21 protein-coding genes are annotated in these 20914 nt (G+C 30.5%); 4 read left to right on the top strand and 17 right to left on the bottom strand.

Translation table 11 applies throughout. From position 1 onward, the window contains the following. Positions 1 to 37: 37 nt before the first annotated feature. The 13 genes from ACFSX9_RS04925 to ACFSX9_RS04865 all read right to left on the bottom strand — a co-directional run bounded on the left by ACFSX9_RS04925 (position 38) and on the right by ACFSX9_RS04865 (position 14919). Positions 38 to 577 (bottom strand): lipocalin family protein, encoded by a 540-nt coding sequence (locus ACFSX9_RS04925; RefSeq protein ID WP_379805162.1) that lies wholly within the window; start codon positions 575 to 577, stop codon positions 38 to 40. A 404-nt stretch (positions 578 to 981) separates the two neighbouring features. Beyond that, entirely contained in the window at positions 982 to 4014 is a 3033-nt protein-coding gene (locus tag ACFSX9_RS04920) for an AAA family ATPase (protein WP_379805159.1), read from the bottom strand. A 3-nt stretch (positions 4015 to 4017) separates the two neighbouring features. Further along, on the bottom strand, positions 4018 to 5769 hold the full coding sequence (locus tag ACFSX9_RS04915; protein WP_379805156.1) for a hypothetical protein: 1752 nt from the start codon (positions 5767 to 5769) through the stop codon (positions 4018 to 4020). A gap of 395 nt (positions 5770 to 6164) precedes the next feature. Further along, positions 6165 to 7475 (bottom strand): ABC1 kinase family protein, encoded by a 1311-nt coding sequence (locus ACFSX9_RS04910; protein ID WP_379805154.1) that lies wholly within the window; start codon positions 7473 to 7475, stop codon positions 6165 to 6167. Positions 7476 to 7531: 56 nt separating this feature from the next. Then, on the bottom strand, positions 7532 to 8191 hold the full coding sequence (locus tag ACFSX9_RS04905; RefSeq protein ID WP_379805151.1) for a TetR family transcriptional regulator C-terminal domain-containing protein: 660 nt from the start codon (positions 8189 to 8191) through the stop codon (positions 7532 to 7534). Between the two features lie 142 nt (positions 8192 to 8333). Beyond that, positions 8334 to 9392: a nucleoid-associated protein gene (locus tag ACFSX9_RS04900; protein ID WP_379805149.1), complete on the bottom strand. Its 1059-nt coding sequence runs from the start codon at positions 9390 to 9392 to the stop codon at positions 8334 to 8336. Between the two features lie 90 nt (positions 9393 to 9482). Next, positions 9483 to 10031, bottom strand: coding sequence for an IS1096 element passenger TnpR family protein (locus tag ACFSX9_RS04895; RefSeq protein WP_379805147.1), 549 nt, complete (start codon positions 10029 to 10031; stop codon positions 9483 to 9485). Positions 10032 to 10129: 98 nt separating this feature from the next. Continuing rightward, complete coding sequence (locus tag ACFSX9_RS04890) at positions 10130 to 11083, bottom strand: lipid A deacylase LpxR family protein (protein WP_379805145.1); 954 nt, start codon at positions 11081 to 11083, stop codon at positions 10130 to 10132. Positions 11084 to 11206: 123 nt separating this feature from the next. Then, positions 11207 to 11497 carry a tetratricopeptide repeat protein gene (locus ACFSX9_RS04885; protein WP_379805143.1) on the bottom strand — a complete coding sequence of 97 codons (291 nt, stop codon included), beginning with the start codon at positions 11495 to 11497 and terminating at the stop codon, positions 11207 to 11209. 96 nt (positions 11498 to 11593) lie between these two features. Continuing rightward, complete coding sequence (locus tag ACFSX9_RS04880) at positions 11594 to 12094, bottom strand: hypothetical protein (RefSeq protein ID WP_379805140.1); 501 nt, start codon at positions 12092 to 12094, stop codon at positions 11594 to 11596. Between the two features lie 9 nt (positions 12095 to 12103). Beyond that, complete coding sequence (locus tag ACFSX9_RS04875) at positions 12104 to 13018, bottom strand: glutaminase (RefSeq protein ID WP_379805138.1); 915 nt, start codon at positions 13016 to 13018, stop codon at positions 12104 to 12106. A gap of 27 nt (positions 13019 to 13045) precedes the next feature. Further along, a complete protein-coding gene (locus tag ACFSX9_RS04870) occupies positions 13046 to 13645 on the bottom strand; it encodes an HPP family protein (RefSeq protein ID WP_379805135.1) in 600 nt (199 codons plus the stop codon). Next, complete coding sequence (locus ACFSX9_RS04865) at positions 13624 to 14919, bottom strand: chloride channel protein (protein WP_379805133.1); 1296 nt, start codon at positions 14917 to 14919, stop codon at positions 13624 to 13626. The genes ACFSX9_RS04870 and ACFSX9_RS04865 overlap by 22 nt, the downstream gene beginning before the upstream one ends. Positions 14920 to 15134: 215 nt before the next feature. Between ACFSX9_RS04865 and ACFSX9_RS04860 the strand changes: the two genes are divergently transcribed. From ACFSX9_RS04860 to ACFSX9_RS04845, 4 genes are all read left to right on the top strand, one after another. Continuing rightward, positions 15135 to 15755: a hypothetical protein gene (locus tag ACFSX9_RS04860; protein WP_379805131.1), complete on the top strand. Its 621-nt coding sequence runs from the start codon at positions 15135 to 15137 to the stop codon at positions 15753 to 15755. An 8-nt stretch (positions 15756 to 15763) separates the two neighbouring features. Continuing rightward, positions 15764 to 17098, top strand: a complete 1335-nt coding sequence (locus ACFSX9_RS04855; protein ID WP_379805129.1) for a 2TM domain-containing protein — start codon at positions 15764 to 15766, stop codon at positions 17096 to 17098. A 117-nt stretch (positions 17099 to 17215) separates the two neighbouring features. Next, a complete protein-coding gene (locus ACFSX9_RS04850; protein ID WP_379805128.1) occupies positions 17216 to 17524 on the top strand; it encodes a 2TM domain-containing protein in 309 nt (102 codons plus the stop codon). 95 nt (positions 17525 to 17619) lie between these two features. Next, positions 17620 to 18375, top strand: coding sequence for a LytR/AlgR family response regulator transcription factor (locus ACFSX9_RS04845; RefSeq protein WP_379805126.1), 756 nt, complete (start codon positions 17620 to 17622; stop codon positions 18373 to 18375). A 95-nt stretch (positions 18376 to 18470) separates the two neighbouring features. Here the strand turns inward: ACFSX9_RS04845 and ACFSX9_RS04840 are convergent, their stop codons facing one another. The 4 genes from ACFSX9_RS04840 to ACFSX9_RS04825 are packed head-to-tail and all read right to left on the bottom strand — an operon-like array spanning position 18471 to position 20880. Continuing rightward, entirely contained in the window at positions 18471 to 19244 is a 774-nt protein-coding gene (locus tag ACFSX9_RS04840; protein WP_379805124.1) for a CDP-alcohol phosphatidyltransferase family protein, read from the bottom strand. A 54-nt stretch (positions 19245 to 19298) separates the two neighbouring features. Further along, positions 19299 to 20318: a COX15/CtaA family protein gene (locus ACFSX9_RS04835; RefSeq protein ID WP_379805122.1), complete on the bottom strand. Its 1020-nt coding sequence runs from the start codon at positions 20316 to 20318 to the stop codon at positions 19299 to 19301. Positions 20319 to 20320: 2 nt separating this feature from the next. Beyond that, a complete protein-coding gene (locus ACFSX9_RS04830) occupies positions 20321 to 20626 on the bottom strand; it encodes a type II toxin-antitoxin system RelE/ParE family toxin (RefSeq protein WP_379805119.1) in 306 nt (101 codons plus the stop codon). Further along, the gene (locus tag ACFSX9_RS04825; protein WP_379805117.1) at positions 20590 to 20880 is read right to left on the bottom strand and encodes a hypothetical protein; all 291 of its coding nucleotides are present in this window, start codon (positions 20878 to 20880) and stop codon (positions 20590 to 20592) included. Before ACFSX9_RS04825 ends, ACFSX9_RS04830 begins: the two co-directional genes overlap by 37 nt. Between the last annotated feature and the right edge of the window lie 34 nt (positions 20881 to 20914).

Genomic DNA, 20914 nt, shown 5'->3' with positions numbered 1-20914 from the left:
TAGGTATTAGTACAGCGGAAAAATTAAAAATATGCGCTTACTTCTGATTATTATGTTCAATCCATAAAAGATCGTTTGTATTGTAGCCAATATTTTGAGCAATTTTTAAATAGTTTTGTTTAATATCTTCAGGAATAGTTGTTTCTCTTGCTAAAATCCATAAGAATTTTTTGTTCTTTCCAGCGACCAAAGCATAGTTGTAATTTTCGTCAATTGCGATTACATTATATCCCGAATAGAAAGGGCCAAAGAAAGAAACTTTAAGCATTGCCACATTTTCAGCACCCACAAATTTAGCTTTTCCTATCGCTTGTGACCACTTCTCTTTTTTTGTGTTGTATCCTTTATTAACGACTTTAATTTTTCCATCTTCTCTTAGCGAATATTCTGCAGTCGTATTATTTAAATCTTTTTCAAATTTGAAATCAAGGCGAGCAATTTCATACCATTTGCCAAGGTATTTTTCTTTTTCAAAAGTTTTAACTGCTACCGCATTTTCAGGAATTGATCTGCAAGAAAAAAGGTTTACAACCATTGCAAAAAGTAGTAGTAAAGAAAAGTTTTTCAATATTTTCATGGTTTTTTATTTGGAGTAGAGGTTTTAACAACTATCTATTTTTAGAATTCTTTATTAATTTGTAAGCGATAAACAATGGAATTAACGTAAACAAACCCCAAGTATTTTTTGCAATGCTGTAAAATACAATGCCAAATAAGAACCCGATAAATAATGCGTTGGTTATTGGTGATAGTTTGGTGGATTTCGTTTCTTGTGGCATTAATTATACTTTTAAGTAGATTTTTATTTACAGCTAATTATTTTATTTAACGATTTTAAACTAAATAATATTTCCCGTTTTAGTACTTGTTGAAGAAGCGGATTTTGAAAAAATCAAATAATCTTCAAAAATTTTCCTTTATGCGAATTATAAATTTACCCAAATATTTAATTTTCTAATAAGCACTATTTAGTTGGTGTTTTTATCTTTCTAATTTAAATTCTTTAAACTCATCTTCACCTAAGAAATCAAATTTCTTTTTGAAAAGACTTGCGAATTTTTTATTTGCCGTTGCGAAGAAGATTTGCTTGTTTTCTTTTACAATAAAATATCTTAAGAAATCTAAAAAGGATAAAGCATTGAAGTCATCTATAAAAGTTACAGGATCATCGAAGATTAATATTTGTGGACCATCCTGTAATTTTCTATTTAAACTTATAAAAATAGATAGCACTAAAGCTCCTCTTTGACCTGTGCTAATTTGTGAAATCTCATAAGTTGTATCGTCATCATCTTTAAATAAAACCAATTTCTTATTTATAAACTTAATATCAGTAAACTCTTGAGGTGAATGTATCGTTTTAAAAATATCCTTTATTTCATTTAAATTTGTATCGAAAAACTCCTGTAATATAGAATCCTCAATATTACCGCTTAATTTATTTAATACTCGCACGGCTTTACTTAGTCTGTTTTTCAATGTTTCATCTAAAGGTACTGAAATTTCTATTTCACTATTAGTACTCAATAGTTTTTTAATTTCATTTTGACTATTTTCTAATTGAGTTAATGTATTTAAGTTTTCTTTTAACAGTGATAATTCTTTTGATATGTCAATAATTTTTTCATCATTTGGTATTTTGATGTATTGTTTGATTTTATCAAAACTAAAGTTTATTGTTTCTATTAGAGTTTCATCGGATTTTACAATTTCTTCAATTCTGTCAATATTATCTTCATGATCTTTTAATTTTAATTCATTATTTAGATATTCTATAATATCAATGTTTTCAGATTTTATTTTGGCAGATATAATATAACTTGAGGCTATCTCATTAATTAAATTCGTAATAATTTCTTCCAAAATCTGTTTGTTAGAAATTTCTTTACCTTCATAAATTAATGATAATTCGGATTTCAAATTGGAATATTCTGAAATACTACCTTCAATTAAATTAATTTGTGACATTATACTGTCATTTTTCTCTTTTTGCGATAATAACTCTTTTTCTTTCGTCAAAGTTTTTGCAATTGTTTTATTAATTGATTCAATACTTAAATTATCATATTCTTTGAATGAATTAGCAATAACAGCATCATAATGAATTAAGTTTTTTATTTCCGTTTCAAAAGCATTAATTTCTTTTAATAAGTTACTAATTTTTTCGTTTTTTTCATTTATAAGTCTTTTGACTTGATCATTTGAAAATTCATTTTCAAGTTTAGATAATAATAAATCTTTGGATATTTCTTGTTCACATAGAGGACAATTATTATTGTGTGAATTATGATTTAATATTTCTTTTCCTAAATTTCTAAGTTGATTTATTAACTTTTGATTTTGGTTGAAACTACTTTGTAAAGTTTCTATTTCAATTTTTAGTGAAATATATAATTCTTGTTTAATTTTAAGAGAATCTTTTTTCTCCTGTATTATAGCTGATAAAGTTTTTTTTTCTTCTTTTAAATTATAAATATCAAATTGTAAATCTGTTAAATCTTTTAAAGTATTAATTATTTGAAGTAATACTTTGTAATTTTCATTATTAAGTTCTACCTCTTCAATATTATTACTACTATCAATTTTTATATATTTTAATAATCTGTTTCCTTTTACAAGAATATTTTCATTTTTTAATCTATCTGAAATAAATTTATTAAATTTATTTTTATTGTCATTGTATATTTTTTTCCTCACGGTTATTAAAGAGACACGTGTTTTAAACTGTTCTTTAAATTCTATAAAAGCATTGTAATTAATAAACGATGTATTATTTAAAATAAATTCAAGTTCATTGTTTAATTCATTAATAAACAGATTTGCAAATGAATAGTTAGATTCATCAATTGGATTTCTGTATTTTAAGTTTGAAATATTATATTTGATATTTTCTTTAAGTTCATCAAAGTTTTTATCAATTTTTAATTCATTTATTCTTTTATTGTTTATTTGTACATTATTCTTTTTGTAATCTAAGACTTCTGATGTTTTTTTAAGTTCCGATTTTAACCTATCATATACTTTTCCTATTTTAGCTTTTAAAGTAGTATATTCTTCTCCTAAAACTATTTCTTTTAATGACTCATTTATTGTATCCCATTCGTTTGCATTGGAGAATTGTTGTGCAGCATCCGTATTAAAAAAATTAAATTGATTAAAGGATTTATATGTTTGATTACCTTGTTCATTTTCTCGTCTATTATACCATTTTATTCCTCTTTCTTTATACTTTTTAGTATTATGAATATATTCATCAGAAATACTGTCATTCAAAACAGCTGTTATAGAATTTGAAATTTCAGACTTACCTTTGTTCCTTTGCGTATCACCAGTTAGAATTAATTCTATTGATTCCAAAACACTTGTTTTTCCAACTCCATTAGAGCCTGTAAATAAGTTTACTGAACCGAAATTGAAATCCCTAATTTCTTGAGGATATCGTCTGTAAGACTCTTTTAAACTTATTGAGTTAACCTTGTTTATATTGGGAATATGTCCTAGCGGTTTATCTACTCGTTTTTTAGGGGCATTTGCTGTATCATTAAGAAAATTTCTAACAATACCTTCTATAGATGCAGTAGAATATAATTCTTGCAGTCCCACTTTGTTTAACTCATCTTTCCATTCAGATAAGATATTTGGTAGTTCTGTTTTAACTGATTTTTCAAGTTTAAAATAATCAATAAATTCAGCATCAGTAAAAACTAATTTCCGAGCATACTTATCATCCTTTAAAATTTTTATTTTCAAATCATCGGAAATCTTACTATTTACAAATAACAAATAGATATTCCATTGAAGAGTTTCTTCTTGATTATAGAATTCTTCTGCTAAATGTTTATATTGTAATTCTTCAAAATAATCTTCTGTAATTTCTTTTTCAAAGTTTAAAAAATATATACCAGCAGTTTTGTCTGTAATTTGGTATTTTGCTTTATATAAAGTATCATTTATCTGCTCTAGACCATTAGGGAAGATGTTTTGGGATTTATCTATTATTTGCTGAATATTCATAATTTATTCGGTTATTGAATTATGATTTGTTGGTGTTTTAGTTATTGCTGCTGCGTCTGGGATTGATTTTTCTAAGATTGAATTACCTCGCTTGTAATAAACTACAATGGTATCGATTCCAACAGTGCCTTTTTCAAATAGTTTTTGTAATTCATCAAAAGTATGCTCAATATCTCTATCTGATGCATACCCCAAATAACAAATTGTAGCTTTTTGAATCTCATTACTTTCATTAACAACATTATAAAGGTAGCTATAATCACTTGCATCATTAGAAAAAGCTAATTTCAAATCCTTATATTTAAAGCGTTTTAAGCTATGTGGATATAAAGAATTATTAGGTAAAATATTGTTATCTAATTCTATTATGCTTGAACAATAATTACTTCTATTAGTTTCACTATTAACATACGTGTCTTCTAGGTAAGTTAACCTATTATTACATTCATCTGCTTCATTTAGAGAAAAACTATTTAGATTGATAATATCGGACCATTTGTTTCCTTCTTTAGGTTTTACTTTGCCAGTCGAAATGTTAAGAAGAATTTCTTTATCAATAACTGATTTTGTTGAATCTAGAAAATACGTGTTTGAAACTCCTTGTTTAGTCAAAAATCTAATATGATTATCAGGTATATCTCCTAAAATTTCTAATATGTTGAAAGTATCATCCAATAAATATATATTACTTACAGTAGGTCCTTCTCTTCTTCTTTGTTCATCTACACCTTCAATAATATGAACAGATTTATTATGAATTTTAAATAATTCTATATCTCGATTTAAAAAATAAACACGTTTTTCTCTCTTAATTTGTAAAAAATATAGTCCTTTCTTGTGGTTATTAATTATTTTATCCTTTTTATAATCTAATTCAGTGTCTGATGTTTTGAAATATATACCACTTCTAGGAGCATTATTTTCTGCATAAAGAGCTCCCTTACCAAAAATAGTTGTTGAAAAACCCCAATTCAATGAAATTAATTCCCTTCTTTCATTACTTAACACAAATTGTTTAAAAGCAATGAAATTAGGATGTGATGGATTGGGGTTAAATTGAAGACTCAACATTAGGTAAGGTGAATCTAACCAGTTATGATGTTGAATTAATTGTGGCTCATATTGAGCGGTAAAATTCATAGCTTCAGAACATATAAAAGACATCAGTCTAACTGATTGATTATTATTCTTGATAATATAAATAGTATCTCCTTCAATTATATTGTCCGGCTCTGTTTGGCTACTCCATAAGCCTCCCATATGACTAGTTTTGAACTGAATTAATATTATCAGTTTATCATCTCCATTATGCTTTCCTTTAAAAATATAGTATAAAGGGTCTACATAATTTTTATCTGAAATATCATAACAATTTTCAAAATGAATATGAATATTTACATTTTGTAAATCTTTAAAATATTTCAATTCTTCTTTGTTGAGAGATTCACCACCTAGAGCCCAAATTTTTTGTTGTGAAGGTTGTAATTCTGGATTAGCTATTATGTCATCTATTACTGATTTTGGACAGGAGTATTCAGGTGATAATACTAGAGAAACATTTTCTTCTTTCGCTTTTGTTAAAACATTAATAAATTTTGTCTTTGCTTCTTCTGAATCATTATTTCCTATCCTCTTATTATCTGCAAAAAAAACACCTTTGTGTTGGTAAAGGAAAGAACTATAACGTTGAGTGTCTCTTTTTAATACCTCTAGTTCAGTTGTTATATTTAAGTTTGATATGTCTACGAAATTCATTAATACTATAATTTTAAAATATCAACTAACTTTATTGTAAATTAGTTAACATTAACTAACCACCAAATTTGTCATAAAAAATTTTTTAAAAAAAATCTATCTTCTTCCCAAATGTAAATAAAAATCCTCCATTTCCTACAAATTTTGAAATAATAATGCAAAACTGCATAACGTTAGAAGAATTTAAATTCCAGCACAAATTATCACCATCAAACAATTTATCAATTTAGGACAATATTGCGTGAGTGATCGCAGTGGAAATCCTTTTTTTTTTTCTTTAAAAAAAAGATTGCAACGAAGAGCTCCACCTGAAAGGGCACGCCCAAAAAATAAAACAAAAAAAATCCTCAACTATGGCTGGTTGAGGATTCTTAAGGTAATTATGGGGCAAAAAGTTAGTACTTTCTAAAGTTGTTGATTTGGACTTTGTCGGCTTTTAAATCGTGCATTAAATTGTATAAACCAAAGAAGGTGCGGTTGATGTAAATGAAATGTTTGGAGCCACGGTTACCGTTCATATTGCGTAATTCGGTGCTTTTTGAATAGCGTTCGCCTAAATCGGCAATTTCGCCAAAGAAACCGTCGTCTGAGAAATCAAATTCTTCTACGTGAAATGGTCGGGCGAATAAACTTAGTAATTCGTGAAACATTTCGGTGAAAAATTCTACTTCTTCTTTGGTGTCTTCTTTTCTTAAAATCTCTAATTCGTATAATTTCGACTGGAAATAAACGGGATTATCTAGATTTTTCTTTTCGGCCAATTCAAAATACGGAATATAGAAATCGTCTGGCACTTCTTTGATGCATCCAAAATCTAAGGCCACTAATTGGGTGTCTTTTGTGATTAGGAAATTCCCAGGATGCGGATCTGCGTGGACTTTCCGAAGGTTGTGCATTTGGAACATATAAAAATCCCAAAGCGTTTGTCCTAAGATATTTGACTTGGCATTATCGGTATTGTAAGCGGTGAATTCAGACAAATGTTCGCCCGTCATCCAATCCATCGTAATGATTTTATCCGAAGACCATTCTGCATAGTATTGTGGAAAAATCAGGTTTGGAATGTGTTTACAAGCTTCGGCCATTTCGATACTTTGCTTAACTTCGATGACGTAATTGGTTTCTTCAATCAATTTATCTTCAACTTCTTTAAAGTATTTGTCCGAGTCTTTTCCTCTAATATTAAACATTTTAATAGCAATAGGTTTCACCATCGCCAAATCTGAACTAATGCTTTCTGCAACACCCGGATATTGGATTTTAACCGCTAAATTTTTACCATCTTTAGTCGCTTGATGCACTTGACCAATACTTGCCGCGTTTACAGAAGTAGAATTAAAGGTGTCAAACAATTCTTGTGGCGGTTTGCCAAAATATTTCTTAAACGTTTTATTCACTAAAGGCGGCGACAAAGGTGGCACCGAAAACTGAGCCAATGAGAATTTCTCCACATAAGCTTTTGGCAAGATGTTTTTGTCCATACTCAACATTTGAGCAACTTTCAAAGCACTTCCCTTAAGTTGTTTCAACCCGTCATAAATATCAGCAGCGTTGTTGATGTTCAGGTTTTCTTTAGCTTCTTCTTCGGTTTTGGTAAGTTTGTCCCCGTAATATTTCAGGTAATTTACCCCAACTTTTGCACCGGTTTGAATCAGTTTAGAAGCGCGTTGAATTTTAGAAGTAGGAATACTGTCTATTGTTTTCATTTTTTTTACTTTAAATTTAAAGCTATATTGTTCTCAAACTATTTGTTTGAAGGGTATTACATTTTAAACGAAACTTTTTCTTTCCACATAAATTTTCCGAAGTCAATTAGACTTTTTAAAGGAGCAATGTCCATTAAGTCAAAACTTGTATTAACTGATTTCTCAATATAAATGTCTGTTTTTTCAAAAGATAGAGAAGTATCGTCCATCCAGAATTTTAAAGTAAGAAGCAATTGGAACCAAGCCATTTGACTCATGCTTTTTTCTTGAATTTCAACTAATTTCTCTTGTTTTAAATCAATTCGCTCAATTTCTAGTTCATTGTAAAAGTTGATGAAGTGTTTTCTGAAATCTGATAGTTTCGCCAAGCTTTTCAACTTGTTTTTATCTTGTTGTAAAAGTGCTAATGTGAAACTTCTGTTTGCCGTTAGCATTTCGAAATATGTGAAATAGAAACTTAACAATTTTGTTCTTGCATCGTATCCTGAAAACTCTTCGCTTTTTTCTAATAAGGACATGGTTTGTTCAAATATTGAAGAGAAATAAGTTTTCTCAATTTGTTCAAATGAAGAAAAAGTTGCGTAAAAAAACGGTTCTTCAAAACCATAATGCTTCGCGAATTTGTAAACTGATTCAGGTTGTTTGTTATTTTCTAAATAATAATCAATGTAGAAACCTACTATATCTTGTTTGGTAATTTCTTTTTTCTTTGCCATAATACTTTATATTTTTATCAAAGGTACAAAACGTTTAATTATAAAGTAAAAAGATTAAACAAAATATTGTGTTAAAGTTCTTTCAAAAAAAAGCCTCAACTAAATGAATAGCTGAGGCTTGGTATTTTTTATAAGCAGTAACTTATGATTTTTGTTCTTTGTTGAAGTAAACCAAGTAATAATACATTTGTTTTTCTTCGTCCCAACCTTTTTCTACAAATTTCTCCGCACTTTCTGGATTGATAAAATCTAATTTGATTTGGATATTGGTATCTAAAATAATCGTATTTTTCAAAGTACGACGCACATCGGTAACAGCTGCATTTGCAATAGGGAAACTAGAAACGTCTTCGATGCTATATTTTGCTCCTTTATCTACCTTGTAGTTTTTAAATTCAGGAATAAACTCCGGATTTTGCATTACTTCATTCAAGAAAGCAGTTTCTTCAAACTCATCATTCTTAGCAAAGTGATTGATGGCACGGTTCATAAACAAAACTTCTTGTTGTTTGTCTTCGGCCGGAAGCACTACTTCTTTAGCAAACTCTTGACAGAATTTTAAATATTTCTTAGTCATGAAGTTTTCATCTTGAAACGCATCGACTGCTAGGAAATGTTCTAACCAATAACGTGCATCATAACGATTACTGTCCACCGTTAGAATTTTATACCCTTCTTCTTTTTTGTAATTGAAGATTAAACAACCTTTATCTAATTTACTTAAGTTGATTCCTTGCTGTAAAATCATTTCTAAGTTGCTTCCGTTTTCTTCAAATTGTAAGAAATCAGTTTGTACTTCACTTTTGAAAATTCCAATCGCATCTACCACATTATTGTCAATAGAAACATGTGATAAATAAGCTACATAAACTTCTCCGTTTTTAATGTGCGGATGATTCGATTGTTCAAAAAGGTGTTTTGTGATTTTTTTAGATACATTATGAATCTCGCTCGGATTGTTGAACACTTCCGTTGCAAAATTATACATATCGTTATATTCTAAATCTACTTCGTGTGCAAATTGATAGTAGTTTTCTTCTTTTTCTCTAAACGATTTGAAGAAGTATTCTTTTAACAAAGGCATAATTTCATCATTCAAACCATACGGATTGTCTGATAAAAACAAGGCTTCGTTTCTACTTTTGTTTCCAACGCGGTGAATGGATAAATTCTCAATATGAGTATTAAATAGATTAATCATTTTTGTAAATTATTTGCCCCAACCAGCCTCCCCAAAGGGGAAGAGAACGGGACGTGTTAGTTTTTATTTCCCCTTTTGCGGGTTAGGGGACTAGTTGTAGTTTTCTTCAAAACCCATGTCTTCGTAGCCTTCGTCGCCTTCAAACATATCTAAATCATCTTCGTCTAAATCATCTTCAAATTCACCAAACATATCGTCGTTTGTTAAATCGCCTCTTAATCCACTTTGACCTGCTTCGTCTGGTAATTCACCGTGCGAAAACAAAAGTGTTGGATAGATTTCACCCGGAATTTTCTCTTCAATTGCAGCTAATTCTAAGAAGAATGTCCACATTGAAAATAAATCGTAGATATAAACTAATTTGGTGTTTTGTTCGTGTACTAAATCGTCTAATTTGTACTCGGCCATTGTTTTGATTTCACCTGGAATATCGCCTGTGTCAAACATCGGAATTCCATCTTCTTCATGCCAAGCCCAGTCTTTGCCGCAAGTATAAAACGCACCAACTTCTGATCCGTCAAAGCCAAAAGCATTGATTAAAGCATTGTGTAAATCTTCTAAAGTAGCGTCACTTTCTATAGCGATATCTCTAAAAATATCTTCTTCTGCATCGAGAATAGCTCGGAATTTATAAATCATAAGGATTGTAATTTTAAGAACTGCAAAAGTAAGTATTATTTACGATTTGCCATTTGGAATTTAAGAATTGTTAATAAGATTTTATTTGTGATTTTATTTTAGAAGGTAAAACCAATTCTAACGCCGCCCCATTTTGCAGCAGTTCCATATTTAAATTCTCTAGTGATGCTGCTTCTTGAATATTCAAAGTAAAGTGTTTTCGTTTTTAAAATAAAACCATAATTATGTTGGGCAGTAAATCGGTTGATGTCATTACTTACAATTACATAAGGGCTTTCTCTATTAAATATGCCACCTTGTAAAGTAGCATCATATCCAATAACACTAACAACAGGTTGTGTATAAAAATAGAAATTGAATTTATCTTTTGAGGAATTAAACGCGTTATTAATCAAACCGATTGTTGCATTTAATCCAACGGAAGCATTGGTATGCAAGGTTCCAACTTTTAAAGTGGTTTTAGTTTGCAATGAAAATATATTTTTTAGTCGTACAAGTTGTTTTTCATAAGCAATTTCATAATTGATAACGGCGTCATTTTTAATTTGATTGCGCCATCCTTGTGGAATAACATTTCCGGTGGCTTCGTGAATGCCGACTTGCATTTCTTTTCCAAAAGCTCCTGGACCGATTATTCCTAGACTAAAGGAAGAAGTAAAGCTACTTTTTTGAAGGGTATCTGTTGCGATTAGAAAACTTTTTAGCATTATGGCAGAAGCAAAAGGACGATCGTTATACTGAATTTCAGTTTTTTCGTAAGCATCTGGCGTAAACCCAATATGTTCTAGTGCTAAACCGTATTTAATAATACTATTTTCAGGTTTATAAAAAAGATAGTTGATTGGATTTTTTTTGAAAACAGGCAATACGAGTTCTAAATTATAACCTTGCGTATAATTTTCATCTGTGGAGGCAAAATAATCGTTTTCATAGTTGAATCGAAAGTAGGAATCACTTTTAATGGTTCTAAAAGCAACCATATTATCTATTTTTTGAGCAACTATTGTTGTTGGCAAAATAGTTAGAAGCAGGAGTAAGAGTAGTTTTCGCATACATTCATATACGGAAATTTCTTGTTTTAGGTTTCTTGAGTGAAAACCTCCTCTGTTTTTAGTATTTTAACAGATAGAACTATCTGCGCTGTAAAATTCGCTATTTTGAATTTTACTACGATTTTATTTTAATTCGGCTAGTTTCTTTTGCGCTAATGTTTTTGATTTCTCATCGCCAACACTTACAATTTTCTTGTAATATTTTTTAGCTTGTTCAATGTCAGCCAAACGTTCGTAAATTATTGCAATATTATTTAAAACAATAACGTCATTGGGATTGATTTTCTCTGCTTTTTTATACAGTTCTAAAGCTTCTTTATTTTTGTTCTCTAATAAAAATGTTACACCATAGCTAGAAATTGTATAAACACTAGAAGGAAAGGTTTCATACATTTTCTTGGCGACTTTTTTCATATTGTCATCCAGTTCGAGCTGATATAAATGGTTTTGATAACGTTGCACCGCATCAATGAAAAAGTGTTCGGGATCGTCACGTTTTTTATTTTCAGCCTAAAGCCATTGGTGTTTTATATTTTCAGAATAGTCAATCGTTTTTAGAATTTCATTCGTGTATTCTTCAAATCGTTCATATTTTCCTAAAGTGTGAATTTTGCCAAAACGTAAATCCAGTCGATTTGGAAATAATTTTATGCCTTCGTCTATTGTTTTTTGTGAAATTGCAAATAGCGAATCATTATTAGTAATTTGCGAATACATATAACCTGCAGAATTTCCTAAAGAATCTTTTAGCACTAAAGCTTCACGATTGTCATCAGGAACTTTTGCTGCCAACTGAATCATTTCTTTTTGTGATTCTGTAAAGTAAAAGTTAAACGCAGCGATGTAATAATCAACGTCATTTTTTGATTTTACTTTCCAATTATCAAGAATAGTTTTGACTTCTTCAAATTTATAATCTTTAGTTTTAAATTTTTCGTTGAATTGTTGTTTAAAATCTTGCGCGAAGGTCAATATTGGGAAGACAAGAAGAAGGATACATATTTTTTTCATAAGTATTATTTAAAAGATTGAAGCTTCGGTTTCAGTCGTTAAGCGTTCTAACGTTTCTAAACCGTAGAATGAATTTCCTTTTTTATTTAATTTCGGACTCCAAACGGCTACCGTGTAATGATTTGGAAAAATGGCAACAACGCCACCACCAACACCACTTTTTCCGGGTAATCCAACTTTAAAAGTGAATTCGCCCGCTTGATCATAAAAGCCACACATTTGCATCAACGCATTCATTCGTTTGCATTGGCTAGAAGTTAGAAATTGTTTATTGCTTTGCGGAATCACACCATTATTTGCAAATACTTGAAAACATTTGGCCAAATCCACGCAAGTCATTTCAATAGAACATTGGTGGTAATAAAAGTCTAAAACTTCTTCGGGCTGGTGTTTGATGTTGTCAAATGATTTTATAAAATTGACCAAAGCTGCATTTCTATAACCATTTTCAGTTTCCGATTGAATTACATTCTGATTGTAATTTATGGTCGGATTTTCGGTCAGTTCTCTTACGAAATTTAGTAAATATTCTTTTGGATTTTCGAAATGTTCTAGCATTAAGTCGGCGATTACCAAAGCACCAGCGTTTATAAATGGATTTCTCGGAATTCCTTTTTCAAATTCCAATTGAATTAGCGAGTTAAATGCATTGCCCGAAGGTTCTTTGCCCACTCGTTTCCAAAGCTCATTTCCGATTTTTGAAAAAATTAAAGACGTTGTGATTACTTTGGAGATACTTTGAATCGAAAATTTCTCATTAGCATCACCTTTAGTAAATACTTTCTGATTTATATCTACTAAAGCAATTCCGTATTTATCGCCATCAACTTTTTCTATTTCCGGAATATAATCGGCCTTCTTTCCCGTATTTTCAACTTGAAGAACTTCGGTATAAATTGAATCTAAAATATCTTGAAATGCCATAAATATCTTTTCTGTGAAAGTACAAACTTACAGAAAAGGGATTCGTTTTTTAAGTTCTTTTTTAGATAAAAAGTTGCCTCTTGCCGGATATTGTCTTTTTGAAGACATATTGTTAAACACCAAAGCCGTAATTAATAATATAATTGTTCCCAATAAAACGGGAGAAACAACATACCAATACCCTAATTCTTTTACTTTTTCTGAACCTGCAATAGCGATCAAAGCCGTCGCACCTCCAGGCGGATGTAAGGTTTTGGTAACTTGCATTAATATAATGGACAACGAAACCGCTAATGGTGCGGCAATCCAAATTAAATCGGGAAGTAGTTTTTGAATGGTAACACCAACAATGGCAGAAACCACATGACCACCAATTAAATTTCGAGGTTGGGCCAACGGACTTTCAATAACGCCATAAATAAGCACAGAAGAAGCACCGAATGATCCAATTAGAAAAACGTAATCTTGTGGCGTGAAAATTTTAAATTGCAAAAGACTTATTAAGCCTAGTCCAATAAAGGAACCCACAAAAGCCCAAAAATGCTCTCTGTAATCGATTAGTGTTTCTCTATAAAAAACGTATTTTGCTTTTCTGTAATTACGCTTTATTTTTTTTCTTGAAGACATAATTTGTTTTTTGCGAAACTATAAACGGTAAAGGGATAAATTCTTTTTGAAACATATTTAGCAACTAAACAAGTTACTAAAATAGGGAATAATAAACTGTAATCATTGACTAATCCGCAAGTTAAAAATATCGCTGTAAAAGGTGCGTGAATACTAGCACTTAGCATTGCACCCATTCCGATGATCATAAAGTTTAAAGGAATTACGTTAGCATTAAAAAACGTATTCAACACAACGGCTAATAACAGGCCGATAAATCCTCCGATAAAAATACTTGGTGCAAAAACGCCGCCATCGCCACCACCAGCAAGTGTAAGTGAAGTAAGAATTGGCTTAAAAATGATGATTCCGATTATGGTGATGAATATTGGAATCGTTAATACCAAAGTATTAGAATTAGCTAAATTTTCTTTGATTGCATGATAGCCATCGCCATATAATTGAGGTAAGACGAATAATCCAATACTAATGAAAACGGCACTCAAAATTACTTTTGTAGAATTTTTCTTGAACGTAGCAAATTTTGCTTTAAAGAATAATACTGTTTTCGTAAGATAAACCGCGTTCATTCCTGCAATAATTCCTAGTAAAATGAAATAGGGAAATGCTTTCCATTGCCATTCTTGGATTACGACATTAAATAGTGGTTTTTCGTGTAATAAAATACAAATCACAATCGAAACTGTAACTGATATTGTAGTGACTAAAATAAAAGCTTTCGATAATTTTTTTGAAATTACTTCGTAAGCAAATAGAATTCCTGCAAAAGGACTGAAAAATAGTGCGGTTATTCCAGCTGCTACTCCGGCACAAATCAATTCTAATTTATGGCGATTTAATAAGTTTTCTTTTTGTTGGGTTATCGAACCAATTGTTGCAGCAGCCACAACCGTTGAAACTTCAATTCCAGTAGAACCACCAAAAATAACCGTGAATAAACCATTAATAAAGTGTGAAGGAATTTTATAAATAGGCAAGCTGTTTTTTCTTTTTTCGGTAGTTTCAAATATTTCCTTGATGCCTTTGTTCGCCTTATTATTGAATAGATAATATCTTAAAAAAGCAATAATAGTCAAACCAATTAATGGAAATACAAACAATAAAAAATTATTTTCAGAAGCATGATTAAAAAGTAATTCTTCATAATGTTCGGTGCCTCTTTTTAAAGATATGGCTAGAAATGAAGCTAAAAAACCAATTACTATTGCTGCTATAATGAGTTTTTGATACTTTATAAATACAAAATGTTTTTTTACGTGAGTTATAGTGCTCATAAATCAAGTTTGGAAATGAAGTGAAAGTGCAAATTTAGGGCATAAGAAAATAAAACGGTTTATAATAAAGTTAAAAAATACAATTCATCCTTAAAAAAATACAATTCGGTCAACATAAATTTTTAAAAGGTGTGAAGTGTCGCAATTTTGAATCATCAAACAGGAACAAGTTTAAGTTCAAAATCAAAATCAATAACAATTAAATTTTTCACATTATGATACGAATTATTATATTTATCGCATTGTTTGTTGCTTCGGCTGTAACAGCACAAACAAAATTTGATCAAGGAATGGCTTCGGCTTTAAAAACTTGGAAAGAAGGAAAGACTACGGAAGCTTTAGTGCATTTTGAACGAATTGCTTCGGTTGAAAAAAACAATTGGTTGCCAAATTATTACATCGCAATGGTAAACACGGTTCAGGCTTTTGAGGAAAAAGACAAAGCAAAAACAATTCTGTTATTACAAAATGCCCAAAAAGCACAAGATGTTTGTAATGGTTCGGCTGGTGATAATCCGGAAGTTTTAGTGATGCAAGCGATGATTCACACGGCTTGGATTGTATATGACCCGATGACATATGGTCGGAGTTTATCTGGAGACGTAGAAGCTCTTTTGAATAAAGCTTATGAAATTGCTCCCGAAAATCCGAGAGTTATTTTTCAAAAAGCTTCTTTTGAAATGGGAATGGCGAATTATTTTGGTCAAGATACGCAACCAATGTGTGAACAGATTGAAAAATCAATCAAACTTTTTGCTACTTTTAAACCTGAAACAGCGTTGCATCCGAATTGGGGTTTAGAGAAAGCTCAAGAAGCATTGAAAAACTGTAAATAAACACAAAAATGATTCAAAAACTTATAAAAGAAGTTCCGAGAGCCTTAATCATATCAGTTTCCGTATTTTTAGTTTTAGTATTAATACGTTTGATAAGCGGAATTACCGTAGCATTGAATAGGGATTTAGCCATCAATTTTGGATATACGGTTCTGTACGGATTTGCCTTATATTTTGCTAACGCGATATTGTTCATTTATTTAGATTCTATTTTTAAATCCGAACGCTTTACAAAAAGAAGAATATTGCTTGGTTTTTTAGGCTCATTTGCGATTTCGATTCTAGTTATTTTCTTGCTTCGGATTTTTGAAGATGTTGTTGTGGAAGGTGCAACTCTTACAGAATTCCTTAAAAACGAATCGACTTTAAACTATCTGATAGCAATTATTATAACTTTTTTCATCACGTTGGCTTTTCACGCCTTTTATTTTTACAAAGCTTACCAAGAAAATAAAGTTAAGCAACAAAAAATAATTGCAGGAACGGCTTCAGCACAATTTGAAAGTCTAAAAAATCAAATTGATCCACATTTCTTATTTAATAGTCTGAATGTTTTGAGTTCGATAATTGAGGAAAATCCTGCAAATGCACAAAAATTCACCACATCATTATCCAAAATTTATCGCTACGTTTTAGAACAAAAAGACAAAGATTTGGTTTCTGTTTCGGAAGAATTGCACTTCGCTAAAACGTATATGAATTTATTGATGATGCGTTTTGAAAATAGCATAACCTTCGAAATTCCGGAAAATTTTGAAAATGAAGAAGCAAAAGTCGTTCCGTTGTCGTTGCAATTGTTGTTAGAAAATTGCATCAAACACAATGTGGTTAGCGAAACAAAACCGTTGCATATTAAAATCAGTATTGAAAATGATCAATTAGTAATTTCAAATAATTTACAAAAGAAAGAAGTTTTACAAGATCGAAAAGGCGTTGGACTGCAAAACATCGTGAATCGTTATGCGATTTTATCTCAAAGACATGTATTGGTAGAAAACACCAATGAGCACTTTATCGTAAGACTTCCAATTTTAACCAAACAAATATCAGTTATGGAAACAACATATAATTTCAACGAGAAATCTGCTTACGACAGAGCAAAAAAACGTTTAGACGCATTGATAGGATTTTACGGCAGTTTAATTTCTTATTGCCTGGTAATTCCAGGGTTAATATTCTTAAATCTTTCAACCACCAGTTTTCAATGGTTTTGGTTTCCGTTATTAGGTTGGGGAATGGGATTGACAATTCACGCTTTTAGTGTATTTGGTTATGGAAAGACTTGGGAAGAACGAAAAATTCAAGAAATAATGAACAAAGAGAAAAGTAATCAGTGGAAATAAATTAGATTTTCTGACGGTCTGAATTTGGACGTTCAGACTAAAAATAATGACTTACTTAAATTGAAAATATAAACTTCATGCTTAGCGACTTCGCGGCATTTAAAAAAAAATAATAAAATGGAAAATCAAGATATAATAAAATACGAACAAGCACTTAAACGTGTAAAAAGAATCAAAAGTTTTTATACTCACGCATTGGTTTATTTGGTGATAAATGCTATGATTGTAATTCTAAATATTCAGAATTTAAAAGAAGGAGAGAGCTATTTTAAAATCGAAAATTTCGTGACATTATTCTTTTGGGGAATTGGACTTTTAGCACACGGTCTTTCGGTGTTTTTACCTAACTTTATTTTAGGCAAAGATTGGGAAGAAAAAAAGATTAGAGAGTTTATGGAAGAAGATAAAAAACGAGTTTGGGAATAAATAAGTTTTCAGTTCTCAGTCGCAGTTTTCAGTCGGAGTATTTTCGCAAAACCTTTTAATCTTTTAAGCACTTAAATTTATAACCATTATTTAAAATGAACATAATCATCATTGAAGACGAAAAACCAGCTGCAAGATTATTGCAAAGAAAAATAGAGAAATTAGGCTTAGAAGTCGATCAAATGTTGCATTCGGTTGAAGAAGCAATCGCATGGTTTCAGGAGAATAAACATCCCGATTTAATATTTCTAGACATTCAATTATCGGATGGTTTATCGTTTGAGATATTCGAGAAAATTGAAGTCAAAAGTGCCATCATTTTTACGACTGCTTTTGACGAATATGCGTTGCGTGCTTTCAAGCTAAATAGCATTGATTATTTGCTGAAACCAATCGACGAAGAGGAGCTCGAAAAAGCGATTAATAAATTCAAAAATCAACAGCAAAAAAGCAGTGTTTCTTCGTTGGATTTTGATATGATTAAAAAGATGTTTTTAGGCAATGAAGCGAAAGAGTATAAAAAGCGTTTTTCTGTAAAAATCGGACAACAACTTAAAGTGATTGGTATTGATGAGGTGGAATGTTTTTACAGTGAAAATAAAGGCACTTATTTGCATACTTTAGAAAACCGAAATTATCTTTTAGATTGCAACTTAGAACAAATAGAAGCAGAGCTTGATCCGAAAGATTTTTATCGCGTTAGCCGAAAGTTTATCGTTCCATTGAAAGCGATTAAGGAAATTCAGATGTATAGCAATTCGCGTTTAAAGGTGATTTTACCTTCTTATAAAGACGATGAGGTTATTGTTTCTAGAGAAAAAGTTTCCGATTTTAAATCTTGGATCGGATAGAAATACATAGTAAATTTATGGTTGAATTGATTTTGTATAAAGTAATGGGAATCAATTTTTTAAATAACAACTATAGATAAATCCTATGGCTCGCTTTACGCCTTAATGTATCGCTTTCTAATACCGATTAAAACAAAGAGGAATACAGTAAATATAATAAAAAATGGAACGATGTAATCAATCAGATTTAATGGTAAAAGAATCGCAATAATCAACAATTGAAATCCCAATCCATAAATTGATACTGCCGTCATAAACCAATTTGGGAACGTTTTTACTTTGTAAGCGTCTTGGTCTAAAGCGTGAATTATCTTGTCAAAACCTCCGTAGAAAATAGTGTAAAACTGGAACAGAATATCAACTGTTTTTTGACTTTCTCCTGGCAATGCTTTAGGCGATTTGTATTCAAAAATCTTAGAAGTAGAATCTCCACCAACTGATTTGTTTCTTAAAATTACGTAGTAATAATTGTATAATGTTCCTTGTAATTGGATACAAAAAAACGCTAGTAATGTTAGCCAAATTGAAGCATTTGAAACATAATAAATCGTCATAAAAAACAAGAAATTTAATACAATATCAAACACACTATCTAAATATCTTCCAGAGTAGGATGGTGTGTTTTTTATACGTGCTAATTCGCCATCGGCAGCATCAATAATTGATTTCAAAACGATGAAAAACCCCGCTAATAAATACTGCTTTTCTAAGATGCAGTAAATGGCAATTAATCCTGATATCCCAAAAAGTAGGGTCACATGAATTGGTGTGAATTTTGTGTTTTTTAATTGCAAAGCAATCGCTTTTCCTAAAGGTCTTCCATAGTCGGATAAATCTAAAAATTTATCTTTTTCGGCAAGTTTAGACATGTAATTAATATCAATGTAAATGTGACAATATAGTCGGAACCCAATTATAATTTTTTATTTCGAAAAACGATGTGTTGTAAATGTCATGGCGGTCAATAACAAAAATGCCATTAATTGATGGGCTAATCCCAACCAAAGTGGCACGTGATATAACAATGTGAAAACTCCTAAAACGAATTGTAGGAATACAAATACCAACACGATTTTCACACCTGTATCTTGTCCTTTATCTAGTATGAAATTACGGCTTTTAATGAACAATAATATGATCATTCCTACTACGAAATAGGCGAAAGTTCTATGAATGAATTGCACACCACTTTTTCCTTCTATAAAGGCTAATAATAAGTTTGATTGCTCTAACTTAATACTATCGTGAAAAAATTGACCATCACTCATTAAAGGCCAATGGTTGTGAATTAAACCAGCATTTAAACCAGCAACAAATCCTCCATAAATGATTTGGATGATTAAAACAGCTAATGCAATTCGTGCTATTTTTCTTAATGGTAAAACAGGTAATCTCTTGTTTGGATAAATTAAGTCTAAAGCTACCCAAAGCGTGTAAGCAAACGTAATAAAAGCGAAAGTTAAGTGAATTGCTAATCTGAAATGACTCACATCGGGCATGTCTTTTAAGCCACTAGCCACCATAAACCAGCCTAGAAAACCTTGGAAAGCTCCCATTCCTAATAAAATGAAACACTTTTTGATGGTTTCTTTATCCAATCGTTTCTTAACCCAGAAATAAATAAATGGAATGATAAAGACTACACCGATAATTCTACCAATAAAACGGTGAAACCATTCCCAAAAGAAAATGAATTTATAATCGTCTAATTGAAAGTCTTTGTACTGATTAACCTGAAGGTATTCTGGAAACTTTTTATATTCTTCGAAATATTCGACCCATTTTTCTTCCGACATAGGAGGGAAGGTGTCGTTTATTAAATGCCAATCGGTCATTGATAAACCTGAATTTGTTAAACGTGTAATTCCGCCTACCATAACCATGATAAATAGCAATACACAACCTGAAAGTAGCCAAATGATGACTGATTTATTGTTTTTCATTTTTATTCTATTGGAAAATTTTCCGGATTTTGCCTTGTGTCCCAAATGTCTAAAACGGTAATAGCTTTGTCAGTGATCTCAAAAATTATATAATAATCTCGTACTAGTACCATTCTGATATTTTTATAAGTAGTCGTAATTGAACCTTCTGAGAAAGAAGTCATTTGTTTAAGTGTTTCTTTAAAAATTCGGTCTAATTTTTTACTGTAAACAGTTGATTTATTTGTATTATTCCAATAGTTAAAGATATTTTTCTTGACTTCAACGGCATTTACTGACCAAATAATTTTTCTTGTTCCTTGAACCATTCTTGAATATCTTTTTCAGCTTCTTCTTCAGTTAAAAATTCTCCGTTTTCGACTTGTTTGATTGATTTATGAATTCTTTCTTGTTGCCATTCATTGAACACATAAACTTTTTCTTCCTTTTCGTAAGAGGTAGATGGCTCAGCTACTTTGTTTTTATCTGCAAGAAGTATCGCTTTAATCTCCATTAAAATATTGATATCGTTACAAGCGATTATCTTTTGAATCAATTCTAATTTTTGTTCAGCAATTGTCATAATCCATATTTTTAGTAAAATTAATAAATTGATT

The organism is Flavobacterium ardleyense (assembly GCF_042686085.1).
Taxonomy (GTDB): domain Bacteria; phylum Bacteroidota; class Bacteroidia; order Flavobacteriales; family Flavobacteriaceae; genus Flavobacterium; species Flavobacterium ardleyense.
The sequence above is the reverse complement of the archived record's forward strand: the minus strand, read 5'-3'. Positions and strand labels throughout refer to the sequence as shown.